At 41.4% G+C, this 12,425-nt stretch carries 14 protein-coding genes; 7 read left to right on the forward strand and 7 right to left on the reverse strand.

The annotated features are described in order from the left end of the window. A partial coding sequence (locus FDK13_RS34705; RefSeq protein ID WP_374756102.1) for a transposase occupies window positions 1-246 on the reverse strand: 246 nt, incomplete at its 3' end. A gap of 869 nt (window positions 247-1,115) precedes the next feature. Between FDK13_RS34705 and FDK13_RS34710 the strand changes: the two genes are divergently transcribed. From FDK13_RS34710 to FDK13_RS34730, 5 genes are all read left to right on the forward strand, one after another. After that, window positions 1,116-2,093 carry a YeiH family protein gene (locus FDK13_RS34710; RefSeq protein WP_137344601.1) on the forward strand — a complete coding sequence of 326 codons (978 nt, stop codon included), beginning with the start codon at window positions 1,116-1,118 and terminating at the stop codon, window positions 2,091-2,093. A gap of 71 nt (window positions 2,094-2,164) precedes the next feature. Further along, window positions 2,165-3,067, forward strand: coding sequence for a LysR substrate-binding domain-containing protein (locus FDK13_RS34715; RefSeq protein WP_137344602.1), 903 nt, complete (start codon window positions 2,165-2,167; stop codon window positions 3,065-3,067). A gap of 165 nt (window positions 3,068-3,232) precedes the next feature. Further along, window positions 3,233-4,273 (forward strand): c-type cytochrome, encoded by a 1,041-nt coding sequence (locus tag FDK13_RS34720; RefSeq protein WP_170983020.1) that lies wholly within the window; start codon window positions 3,233-3,235, stop codon window positions 4,271-4,273. A 36-nt stretch (window positions 4,274-4,309) separates the two neighbouring features. Beyond that, window positions 4,310-4,771, forward strand: coding sequence for a DsrE family protein (locus tag FDK13_RS34725; RefSeq protein WP_082217965.1), 462 nt, complete (start codon window positions 4,310-4,312; stop codon window positions 4,769-4,771). 26 nt (window positions 4,772-4,797) lie between these two features. Further along, a complete protein-coding gene (locus tag FDK13_RS34730; protein WP_137344603.1) occupies window positions 4,798-5,721 on the forward strand; it encodes a molybdate ABC transporter substrate-binding protein in 924 nt (307 codons plus the stop codon). A gap of 303 nt (window positions 5,722-6,024) precedes the next feature. Here the strand turns inward: FDK13_RS34730 and FDK13_RS34735 are convergent, their stop codons facing one another. Continuing rightward, window positions 6,025-6,306, reverse strand: coding sequence for a LytTR family DNA-binding domain-containing protein (locus FDK13_RS34735; RefSeq protein ID WP_262711846.1), 282 nt, complete (start codon window positions 6,304-6,306; stop codon window positions 6,025-6,027). A gap of 425 nt (window positions 6,307-6,731) precedes the next feature. Here FDK13_RS34735 and FDK13_RS34740 point away from each other — a divergent pair, with 425 nt between their 5' ends. After that, a complete protein-coding gene (locus tag FDK13_RS34740) occupies window positions 6,732-7,025 on the forward strand; it encodes an ester cyclase (RefSeq protein WP_262711847.1) in 294 nt (97 codons plus the stop codon). A 166-nt stretch (window positions 7,026-7,191) separates the two neighbouring features. Here FDK13_RS34740 and FDK13_RS34745 read toward each other — a convergent pair whose 3' ends face one another. The 5 genes from FDK13_RS34745 to FDK13_RS34765 all read right to left on the reverse strand — a co-directional run bounded on the left by FDK13_RS34745 (window position 7,192) and on the right by FDK13_RS34765 (window position 11,683). Then, entirely contained in the window at window positions 7,192-7,659 is a 468-nt protein-coding gene (locus tag FDK13_RS34745) for a hypothetical protein (protein ID WP_137344606.1), read from the reverse strand. Window positions 7,660-7,781: 122 nt separating this feature from the next. Next, the gene (locus FDK13_RS34750; protein ID WP_137344607.1) at window positions 7,782-8,546 is read right to left on the reverse strand and encodes a LytR/AlgR family response regulator transcription factor; all 765 of its coding nucleotides are present in this window, start codon (window positions 8,544-8,546) and stop codon (window positions 7,782-7,784) included. Beyond that, entirely contained in the window at window positions 8,515-9,549 is a 1,035-nt protein-coding gene (locus FDK13_RS34755) for a sensor histidine kinase (protein WP_229216343.1), read from the reverse strand. The genes FDK13_RS34750 and FDK13_RS34755 overlap by 32 nt, the downstream gene beginning before the upstream one ends. Window positions 9,550-9,652: 103 nt before the next feature. After that, window positions 9,653-11,050, reverse strand: coding sequence for a YncE family protein (locus FDK13_RS34760; protein WP_137344608.1), 1,398 nt, complete (start codon window positions 11,048-11,050; stop codon window positions 9,653-9,655). A 6-nt stretch (window positions 11,051-11,056) separates the two neighbouring features. Then, the gene (locus FDK13_RS34765) at window positions 11,057-11,683 is read right to left on the reverse strand and encodes a DUF305 domain-containing protein (RefSeq protein WP_137344609.1); all 627 of its coding nucleotides are present in this window, start codon (window positions 11,681-11,683) and stop codon (window positions 11,057-11,059) included. A gap of 136 nt (window positions 11,684-11,819) precedes the next feature. Between FDK13_RS34765 and FDK13_RS34770 the strand changes: the two genes are divergently transcribed. Then, window positions 11,820-12,134 (forward strand): HD domain-containing protein, encoded by a 315-nt coding sequence (locus tag FDK13_RS34770; RefSeq protein WP_137344610.1) that lies wholly within the window; start codon window positions 11,820-11,822, stop codon window positions 12,132-12,134. Window positions 12,135-12,425: the final 291 nt, after the last annotated feature.

Consider the following 12,425-nt stretch of genomic DNA (forward strand, 5'->3'; position numbering starts at 1 on the left):
GGCAGATTCTATTTTCCTTGAACTAAAAATGCCTGTCGAGTAGCCGTAAAAGATCAGAGCCAGAAGTAATTTGGGGTCATAGGCAGCAGTGCCAGTACCACGATACTGTGCATAAATCCTGGTAAAATCCAGCTTATCGACGATCTCAACGGTGAATCGGGCCAAATGGTCCTGTGGCAACCATTCTTCAAGATCATATGGCATAAATGTCGTTTGCCCGCGGTTAGCTCCTACAAAATGTTTCATAATCTGAAGATACAAAACTATTTCTAAACGTTCAAGTCCGACAGGCTGCTAGGCCTACTCGTAATTAATAGTTCTTACCTATCCCGTAAGGGCAAATCATGATGCAGACGACTCTCTGCCGTAAAGTTAAACTCGATACAGAGTTCATTTTAGTCTATGGTATTTTTTTTGTTAATTTGTTACCATTGCATCGTTAAGAAGCCTTTAACAAACCTTTTTCCTTCATTCCTGTAAGTACCGAATTAAACTAATGTTTAAATCAGTACACTTTTAATATTTATATGTCTTGAAGGAAACCGGCAGCAGGGCTGTTTTAAAGTTTATACTTTAAATCGTTACAGTTTCACTATGTTTTATCAACAAACGCATTACACTAAAACTGACTCTCGATTTTGAAGTCCCAACTCAATTAGGATTACTAAAATCGTCGGCTGGCCATATCATTCAAAACATTGCGTCTACCTTTTATATGTTTCGGTAAGAAAACGGTGGTTAAAGTGAAAAATATATCAGGATAATTACACTTTCAAAAAGCTCTTTTCTAGAAAGTTGAGTAGCATTTTAGTTCATTTAAGTTGTTAGGCGATATTGTTTAAATGTAATTTAATTGGGCCGTCCCAAAATGTGTTGACCATTCAACCGACGTTTTGGTTGAAAAAGACAACTGGACAGGGTTATGCGATGAGTTGACCTGCCCGAAACTTGACAGTGGGGTAAAGAGCATCTTGCACCTTTGATAATAAACCTGATTGGTACAATATTGGGAAAGATAATTTATGTATGATAACATTTAGTTATGATACATGCCTTTTTGTGATGAAAATATGAATCCTAAATCCAGGACCTTTGAGTATCAAAACAGAAAAGTCATGAATACTCAAAATCAGATTACAAAGCAAACGGGTGGATTACTTGTTAACCTAAGCGAAAACGGCAGAAAAATAATATTCATTGTTTGTGTTGTGCTTTGCATTACACAATTGTTAAGTCCGGCCATGGCCTTACTGATGGGCTTGGTTGTTGCTCAGCTAAGCGGCCACCCATACCTGCACTTAAACCATAAAGCAACGCACTGGCTTTTACAGGCTTCTGTTGTTGGCCTGGGTTTTGGCATGAATGTGCACAGTGCGATTAAAGCAGGCAGTGAGGGCATACTTTTCACAGTAGGGTCAATCAGTATGACCTTGGGCTTCGGTTATCTGCTGGGAAAATGGCTGCGTATTGAAGAAAAAACGTCCTTTTTGATTTCGAGTGGAACGGCGATCTGCGGAGGAAGCGCGATTGCAGCAATTTCTCCCGTCATCCAGGCGAAAGAGAAACAGATATCTGTAGCTCTTGGCTGTGTTTTTATTCTCAATTCAGCTGCATTGATCATTTTTCCGCTAGTCGGGCATTACTATAATTTGTCCCAGGCTGAGTTTGGCCTATGGTGTGCTTTGGCGATCCATGATACCAGTTCGGTAGTAGGGGCGGCCAGCAAATACGGCGCGCAGGCACTTGAAGTAGCCACCACAGTAAAGCTTGCCAGGGCACTGTGGATTATACCGGTTGCCTTTGCTTCCACCTTTATCTTTAAGAATGAATCTAAAAAGATTAATATTCCTTACTTTATAGGATTTTTCATACTTGCCATGGTGGTCAATACCAATGTCCCTCAGATCGCCCTGGTAAAGCCCTTGTTAACCGGTATCGCTAAGGCGGGGTTAACGCTTACTTTGTTTTTGATCGGTGCTGGCCTGTCACGAAAAGTGCTTACATCCATTGGGTACAAGCCGTTACTTCAGGGACTTGCACTCTGGATCGTGATCTCGGCCGCTGCCTTGTATGCAGTTGTGCATTGGGCCTGATAAAGGACTTTAAAAAAATAGAATATAATGAACGGATGGAAAATCCGGCTAAACTAACTTTAAAAAGAGCTATGCTATTCGATTTTCGTTTGCAGGTATTTCAAGCAGTTGCTACCAGGCTTAATTTTACAAGAGCAGCTTCTGAGTTGTTTATATCCCAGCCTGCTGTGACCAAACATATCCATGAGCTTGAAAGCCAGCTTAAGATAAAACTTTTTGAAAGAAACGGTTCAAAAATCACCCTGACCCAGGCCGGACAGCTGCTGCTGGTGCATACCAAGCAGATACTTGAAGCCTACCGGAACCTGGAATTTGATATCAATGCGCTGGCTGGACGGCATAGCGGTATACTCAGGCTAGGTGCCAGTACCACGCTTGCACAATATGTTTTACCTCCTATTTTAGCCGCATTCCATAATAAGTTACCGGATGTGCAGGCGACACTTACGGTTAATAATACCGAGCAGATCGAGCAGCTGCTTCAGAACAAAATAATTGACCTGGGCGTGATCGAGGGTTATTCCAAAAATACAGCCATCCGGTATTCAGAGTTTCTGAAAGATGAAATCGTGCTGGTTTCCAGTATGAAAAATACATTTGTACAATCAGGGTCTATTCTGCCGCAGCAGCTCAAAGAAATTCCGCTTCTTCTTCGGGAGCCGGGTTCGGGAACACTGGAAGTAATCGGACATGCACTAAAAGCGGCAGGCATGAGCCTGTCTGATTTAAAAAGCGAAATGCAGCTTGGAGGAAGCGAAAGTATAAAATTATACATGCTTCATTCTGATTGTATGGCATTGCTTTCGATCCATGCGGTATTGAAGGAGCTTCAAAACAAGGAGTGCTACATTGTCGATATTGAAGGGCTTAACATAGAAAGGTATTTTTATTTCACACAGCTTCATGGTCAGCAAGAAGCGCTTCCTGAACTGTTTATGAAATTTGCCTGCCGTAATGCCGGATTACCCAGGTGATGAAAGTATATGAATGGTACGCTCTTCTATAATGAAATGTTATGGCACATCACTTTTAATGATTTCTATCAGGGCTGTGTCCACCCTATCTTTGTATCATCAATCAGCAGAACATCATCATACCCTTGAATCTGCCTGAACAATAATTTTCTAAACCTGATAAATATGAAAGATCCAATAACCCTTCTGAAGTTGCTGAAAAATACTCTGACTTGTCTTCTTGGATTGGCAGGTATGTTGCTGCTGATCACTGGAATTCTACTGCCTGGCCTGGCGCAAAGACCGGCTAAAATTCCATCAGCCAGTGCTGGTAGTGCCCCAAAGAAAACGGAATCAGTGCGGCCGCAAAAACAACTCTGGCAGCCGCCGAAGACAGATTCTATTCCCAAAAGCAGCGGGATAGAGCTGATCCGGTATGGAAAAGAGCTGATTGCACACACCGCTGACTACCTGGGGCCAAAAGGGACTGTGATGCAGATTAGTAATGGGATGAACTGCCAGAACTGCCATCTTGACGCAGGTACCAAAATCATGGGCAATAATTATGCGGCGGTATTCAGCACTTATCCCAAATTCAGGGCACGTTCGGGCACAAAAGAGACCATCATCAAACGCATTTCAGACTGCTTTGAAAGAAGTTTAAACGGAACAAAACCCGACAGCGCCAGCAAGGAAATGACAGCGATGGTCGCTTACATGAAGTGGCTGGGGAAGGATACTCCCAAAGGTGTCGTGCCGAAAGGAACAGGGCTAGAGAAGCTTGCCTACCTTGACCGAGCCGCAGATCCTAAAAATGGGCAGATCATTTACAAAGCCAAATGTGAAAGCTGTCATGGTGTTAACGGTGAAGGAATACCCAATCCGGAGAAAGGGTCTTACATCTATCCGCCGCTTTGGGGTAAAAACAGCTACAACGACGGGGCAGGACTTTACCGGCTTTCCTCCTTTGCAGGCTATGTGGTAAACAACATGCCTTTCGGTGCGAGTTATGAAAACAGGCTATTGACTGAGAAAGAAGCCTGGGATCTTGCCGCATTTGTCAATTCACAGCCACGCCCGCACAAAGACCAAAAAAATGATTGGGTGGACCTTACCAAAAAACCAATTGATTTTCCGTTTGCACCCTATGCTGACGAATTTACGGAGAAACAGCATAAGCTTGGGCCGTTCAAGGCTATTGCAGATGCAAAAAAAGAAAGTAAATAATTTAAACAGTACCATAATCTTTTAAAACCAAAACAGATGAAAACGTTGAAAACAATGATGTATGTAGCAGCAATGCTTATTTCCGCAGGTGCGATTGCGCAGAAATCTCCCGTAAGTCCAGCAGATTTTCACGGAGCTATTGCAGATCAGAAATCCTATAAGGTGGTTTATCAGCTTAATAGTGATGACGAAAAAGTAATTAAAGCAACGATGAGAAACATTATGAATGCGCTGGATGACCCGCGTTTAAATGGAAAACTGGAAGTGGAACTTGTGGCGCATGGCGGGGGAGTGACCGTGTTTAAAAAGGACCAGCCCTATGAAACCCAGCTAAAAGCTTTGCAGCAGCGAGGGGTGATTCTGGCTGAATGCGAGAACACGATGCGAGAAAGAAAAATCAGCAAAGATGAGCTCTTTGACTTTATTTCTTATGTGCCCAGCGGAAACGGAGAAATCATTATCCGTCAGCAGCAAGGCTGGGCCATTGTACATCCATGATCATCATCAACCTATTAACAACAGATATGAAACATTTAGTAATCATCACCGCACTCATTTTGAGTTTAACAAGCCTAAGTCAGCTTCATGCCCAGCAGCAGGAACACCGTTTTGACCCACCCTGGAACAAACCCTGGAACGAAGGCCTTTCCTTTACCGTAGCGGGTGTTGACAATGTGCCTGATCTGTACGGAGATATCGTTGATCCGCAGCTGGTTGTGTTTTTTGCCGGAAACCAGTTTATGGTCATTGATGACCTTCTGGCCGGCTTTAAAAAAGCTTATCCTGATTACACCCGCATTTTTGCTGAGACACTTCCGCCCGGTATTTTGGCCAAGCAAATTAAAAGTGGATCAATAACAGTTGGCAACATGCGGATTTCGCATCAGCCTGATGTTTATACGGCGGGCAAATCCAAGATCTCCGAGATGCAGGATCTTTTTAGCCGCAGCGAAGTATATGCTAAAAACAATCTGGCAATCATGGTGCAAAAAGGTAATCCTAAAAATGTAAAAGGGCTCTGTGATCTTGGAAGGGCAGATGTGATGGTGAGCATGCCCAATCCTGAATGGGAGGGAATTGGAAAAAGGATAGAAGAAGCCTATGTGAAAGCCGGTGGCGAAATGCTACGAAAAAAGATCATGGAGCTAAAAGTAAAAGATAAAACAACGTATCTGACCCAGATCCATCATCGTCAGACGCCCATGCGCATCATGTACGGACAATCACAGGCCGGGCCCGTGTGGTATTCTGAGGCCTATTACCAGAAGATGATCGGCAATCCAATCGAGATGATCCCGCTTCCGGAAAAGGAAAATATCCAGGCAATCTATATGGCCGGGCAGCTCAAAACCGCGCCACGTCCCAAGGCTGCCGAAGATTTCATGAACTTTCTGGTCAGCAGCGAAGCAAAAAAGATTTACCGCCAGTATGGCTTTACAGCGGATTAAGCCAATGGTCTTATGAAAAGGACTTTTTTTAGCCAGAGGCTTCTGATAACAGCGACGGCAAATGCACAGCCCGGTACGTGCTATATAACAATCCGGGAAGCCCGTTTTATGCTGTTAACAAATGTGCACAATAGGCTAGGGTTAAAATAACAATCGGACCTGAAGAAAAATGACAGAAAAGTGCAAGGGTACATGCAGGAATTTTTTGGAGGGTCTGAATATATGCTGGCATAGTTTGTCATAAACCATCAAAGGATATGTAACCAGGAGGTGGGGATGAGAGTAATTGTTTTATTTCACTTACTATCTGCTATCCAGCCAGTTCAGGAATGCGGCAGTTTTATCTTTTCCGATCAGAAGTTTTTCTGATGTGTCAACAGATAAAGTTACAACCAGTTTGCGTGTAAAATAATGTTCTACTTCTTTAACAGCGCTATAATTTACAAGATACTGACGATTGATACGAAAAAACTGCTGTGCTGCCAAAAGCTGGTGAATTTCATCCAAAGATTGGTTTACCGGAAATTCCTGTTTGTCAAACGTCGTTATCAAGATCATTGTAAAGTTTACTATCCTGAAGATCAAAATTATAATTTACCTTTTGTTCTGATTATTATTAATTGCATTTTAAATGCTTTATTCAGCTATTGAATATTCAATATAATTCGTAGTATGGTCTGAGAATGTAATATATTGACAATACTCAAGCGCTAAACCGTATGTATAAGTCTTGACGGATTTCCCCTTTCTTTTAATTGACCCCAATATAGTGAATTAGTTTTGCTCTATATAATATTTTAAGATGTAGAATGAGTTGAAAATAAGAAAGCTTAGTGAGCTAACTTCTCATTTGTTATTTAATGCAGTAAAGCAGGATCGTAAAAGCAAATGGCCGTAAAAACTCATGCAATTTCAATAAGCCCCAATCCATATTTAATAAAAAGTGTATATAGCAAGGCGAGAACCATTTAAATCAAATTTTTGATTGATTAATTGAATTTATTGATGTAATTGTAGAAGCTGAAAATACAGTGGTGGTAGAACTATCTTTGAATGGAACACACAAGGGCCCACTTCAACTACCTTCCGGAACGATACCTGCTACGGAGAAAACAATGCAAACGCCTTGCTGCGATGTTTTCAAAATTGAAAACGGGAAAATAAAATCATTCCATTATTACACTGCGACAACCATATTTTTAAAACAACTGGGTGTTTTTGATATTATGTCACCCAAGAAAAAAAATGAAAACTGGGTTTTAACCGGCCGGGGGGCTGGAGCAGCACTTAGCTGCTTCGGTTAGTGTGTCAATAACAGAAAACATTAAGTGTGCTTTTTTCACCAACGCGCAAATGCTACACTTGGGGCTTTATTATAAACCCATGAAAAGGTAAAATGTATAGGGATAGTAGCTTCTTAGGGGTTTCCAGGCCCTAATAAAAAGACACTAATTTCCCCATACAAACAGGTTATTTTTTAAATCTTTCATACAATATGCCCAAAACTATTGCGAATAGCCAGTTGGCAATAAAAAAATAAATTATGCCACTGAGTGGTAATGCCTGCAAGCCAGCAATGCCCTGCCCAAGTAATGGAAGCACGATAAAAGCATTGATGAGCCAAGGGACTAACGAAAATACGCTTCCTTTTTGGCATCCTTTATAGGGCAACCAAGGTTCCAAAATATAAACATACAATGCCACCATCGCAAATCCTGTTAAGTAATGAAAGATTAACCAAAATGAAGTTGTTTGAAAAATGCTGTGAAAGGAACTGTTTAAATACGGAGTGCTATGAAGCAATATTAATTTCAAAAGCCCCCCGCTTTCTGCTTTAATCTTCAATAACGGGCCTGCTTTTAAAAATATAGTATTTATGGAAATTGCTAACAAGCCGGCTTTCAAACCATTTACAAACGTTGATGATTGTTTATTCATAAAATGATTTATTGTATGCAAAGCAGGGTACCATGGAGCGATCCGCGGCACAGGTAATTACAGTTGAGATACTTAACGAATAGGTAAAACACCACAGCAATCCAAAGTGTCTTCTTCAGTTATTATCTGCTGTCCAGCCAGTTCAGGAATGCGCCAGTTTTATCTTTTCCGATCAGTAGCTTATCGGGAGTGTCAACGGATAAAGATACGACCAGTTTGCGGGTAAAATAATGCTCTACTTCTTTAACAGCCGTATAGTTTACCAGGTACTGACGGTTAATGCGGAAAAACTGATGTGGTGCCAATTGCTGGTAAATCTCATCCAAGGATTGGTTTACGGGAAATTCCTGGCCATCAAAAGTCGTTATCGTGGTGGTATCATGATGGGTGTAAAAGAACGCAATATTTTCTGTTTGTATGGTTAGATATTTGTTATTCTTAAATACCAGAAAGCCTTTTTTACCACGGACTTCAATTTTATTCAGCAGAACTTCTAAATCCGGCAAAGCATTGTCATGTGTTTGAAAAAAGTTTTTCAGGTGAACGACTTTATCCAGTGCTGCCGTTAAACTTTCCCTGGAAAACGGTTTAAGGACATAATCTACTCCGTTAGCTTTAAAAGCTTCCAGTGCATATTCATCAAAAGCGGTACAGAATATAACCGGCGAAACGACTTTAACCAACTTGAATATGTCAAAACACAAGCCGTCCGCCAGCTGAATATCCATAAAGATCAGGTCAGGACTTTCATTTTCCCTGATGTATTTAACTGCTGTTTCAACACTTTGTATAGTAGCCAGGATTTTTGTAGCCGGATTGATAGACAAAATTAATTGCCCTAATGCCTTGGCTGTTTTAATCTCGTCTTCGATCAACAGGATTTTCATAAATAAGAGGTAAAATAACCTTAAAGGAAATTGTATTCTGTTCTATTCTGATTTCTTTCTGCGTAAGATGCTGGTAACGCTGATTGATATTTTCCAGTCCCATTCCTGTTGATGCTTCCGGATTTTTCTTTAACTGCAATTGATTTTCAACAATCAGCGTATCATCAGCTGTGTACAATTTAATATTTAAAGGATGTTCAAGAGAAATCACGTTGTGTTTTACACAGTTTTCAACCAGTAACTGTAAGGTAAAAGGAGGAATAAAAGTGGTAGCTGCGGATGTATCAATTTTAATGCTCAGGTTAATGCCTTCTTCAAACCTTGCTTCCAGTAAAAACATATAGGCCTGGAGTATTTTCAATTCATCTGCAAGCGGAATAATATCCTGCTGGCGGCTATCCAGTGTAAAACGGTAAAAATCAGAGAGTTTAAGAACAAAATCTACTGAATGCGCATCACCGATCTCAATCATCGATTTCAATGTATTTAGGCTGTTAAAAAGGAAATGCGGATTGACCTGCTGTTTCAGTAATTCATATTGTGCCCCGATATGGTCTGCTTTTACACGTTCCAGTTCTATACCGATAAGCTGTGTATGATAACTTTGATAAAGCAGGTATAAAAACATATAAATGGTAAGGTTGATGAGTATGCCGCGAAACTCATACATCATAATCATCGACTCAAATTTATAATGCGGAAACAATAGCTGATGGGCACTGACCAGCAAAAGCATCAAACCAATGCCCAAAAGCAAACTGTAAAGCAGTCTGAGGTTAAAAAACCGGCTGGTAAATTGACGGTTTGAAAATTTAGGCAGACTGTATAAATTATAATACCAGACAAAAAGGGAAAACAAAAAAGCAACGGATGCGTCCACAGCCAGTTCGATAAGCGTAATGTGCAGTTGAAGTATTTTCGGTATAGACGCCAGAACGCCCATGAATAAGGCACTGAACCATATCAGTTTGGCAGAAACACGAAACACAGTGCTGTTACTCAACCGGACATTTTTTTTTGGTAATCATAAAATAGTTGACAGTCGGCCAAAGATAACCTTAAAAAATCATAAAGGCGTATCAAACAGTCTGTTGTAAATCCACTTTTTAAAGTTGATCTGATAATACAACATTCCCGGTTTTAGTGTCGGTTAAAATCACATGACGGAAAGACTTACTATCAACACCGTTAATCGTTTTAACCAGCCCGGTAGACTGACCCATGTATTTGCCATTCGCATCGGTATCAAAAGTATTGATCTGATAATCAGAAGAAAACGGCGCTTTCTCTGATCTTGATAAAGCCAGGGTATAAGAGGTGTTCGGTTGTAATGAAGTGAAAATCTGCTCCACCAGATCAGCCAGGCCAATGCTTCGCACAGCAAGTCTGCCATGTGATTTTTGGTTTGTGTTAACTGCATTTAATGCAATTACCTGTGTGGAAGCCGTATCGTTCAGCGCAGAAAGACCGGATTTAGTGTTGATATTAGTCACCGCATTTGCAGCATAAACCAGTGCCTGCGGACTTTGTCCGATCTGGATCGTGCTGATTACTTTCATCGTTTGCAGGTCAACAGCCTGCACCTGGTCAGCGAATTCCAGGCCTACATACAGTAATTTTCCATCCGGCGAAGGCCACAGGCCATGAGGCAAAGCTCCGATATTAACCGTATCGGTTTGTTTAAAATCCTGAGCTGCATCAAATACCCGCAGTTTGTTTTCACCGCCAACTGTAACGAGCATCATCAGTTTATTTTTCACATAACTGAAAGAAACATGATTGGTTATCGCGCCGGTCGTAATCACTTTGGCAACAGACTGAGAAGCGGTATTGATAATGGTAACTTTCCCGGTATCCTTGTGCGTCATGGCTATCCATTCACCTTTGGGACTGGTAAATATGTTGGGTGAAAAGGGGCTGGTAACCGGAATCTTTTTTACAATTGTATAAGTTGCTGCATCCACAATATCTACCTCCGGCGTAAAGCTAGAACATACATAGGCCAGTTTGCCATCCGGTGTAAAGGATACCATGCCCGGTCCGTCTGCAACGGGTACGCGCCTGATCTCTGCCATTTTTTCAACATCAATGACACTGATGTATGCTTCTCCTCGTACAGATACCCATATTTGTTTACTGTCGGGCGTAAACGTCGGCTCGTGCGGGGAACGGCCAACATAAATTGTCTTCAATATCTGGTTTGTTTCCGTAGAGATCAGGGTAACAGCATTGGAGCCGATGGACACCACAGCCAGTATTTTTTTCTCCTGTGAGTATCGAAGACCATGCACCAGCGCCTGGCCTTTGTATAAGGGACTCAATACGTTAGGGTAGGGTTTACCCAGTTTAATTTCTCCCAATAACTTATTCGTCGATGGGTCTACAACAGAAACTGTATTGGAAACCTGGTTACCTGTATAAACACGGTCATGAGCATACGGACTTTGGGCAGCGGTAATTAAACCAACAAGATTTAACATGACTGCAAGCGCTATTGTTTTCATTTTCAATTATTTTAAGAATAAGGACATTTGTTCAATTTCAACCTGCTGTGAGGAAATAAGTTGTTTGGCAAAACCAGAAGTCAGCTGATCACCGGAATATTTTAATATGATTTTGGCCATATCAACAGCGGCCTGGTGATGCGGGACCATCACAGCTGCAAAAGCATGATCAATATCTGTAAGCTGCTCATTTGAAGGCATGGTAAGCATCATAGCCTCCATCGACCGGTTCATAGACTGCTGGTAACCGGAGGGCATTTCTTTGCCCGTTGCAGAAATTTGCTTTAACCACAGGTTCATCTGCTGGATCTCACTAGTTTGCTCAGTCAGAATACTTCTGGCGAGCTGTATCATGTTAAAATCTTTGCCATGCTGAATTTCATACTTTGCCATGGCTACGGCACCTTCATGATGCGGTATCATCTGCTGTATAAAATCAGATTCTGGTGAAGTGGCTTTTGGCAGTTTACTCATTTGTACCATCATGGAATCCATCAGGGTAAGGAGAATGTTTTTACCTGCCGACGAATGCTGATGATGCATCTGCATAGATTGTGCTTTAACGGGCCTGATGGCTGTAAGCAACGCTAATACCAGAATTATTTTGAACGTATTAAACATTTTATTTTTCATGTCTTTCAGATTTAATAGTAAAACTAGGAGAATGAGATTTATTTCCTGCAGCGGCTATTGTTAAAACCGGCACATTGGAAGCTAAAAGCGGCAGAATTCAGGCTGATTACTATATTGGAAATGACGGAAGATCCAGATGTGCTGCTCACTGTTGGCACTTGTATTCGCTGATCAGACGGAGTCTGGTGATCTTGATATGCTTAAAGTACTCAAAATGCTTTTGATTCATGATGTGGTAGAAATTGACTGCGGAGATACTTTTTTATATGATCAGCAGGGTAGGGAGCAGGCAGTGCTCACAGAGCGGGATGCAGCAGCGAGGATTTTCGGCCTTTTACCCGAAAAGATTGGTAATGAAATGCTTGCTTTATGGCAGGAATTCGAAGAGCGCATAACGCCCGAAGCAAAATATGCTGCCAGCATGGATGCACTGCAGCCGTTACTTAATTAGAGTCTGTCCATACAGTAAGGTTTTCGAGCTAATGTGATGATTTCGCACGGTTAAACAGATTTGACAGGTGGCTTATTAGATGTTTGGCTGCTTTTTTTACGAGCTGTGCGCAAAATATATATTTCTGATGCTCGTTTTCGCTTTGCAGGACGTAGTTATCCCTTGGGCCTCATTAAAGGCTCAAGTTAGCTGGTTTTATAGTTGCAAAATTAACTTCGATGTCATCACCCTCACATTGTAGGCAATGGCACTCCATAGTACCTTAGCCTTAAAATGTGCATCTCCCTTCCA

The sequence above is a fragment of the Dyadobacter frigoris genome, from assembly GCF_005280585.1.
GTDB classification, from domain to species: Bacteria; Bacteroidota; Bacteroidia; order Cytophagales; family Spirosomataceae; genus Dyadobacter; species Dyadobacter frigoris.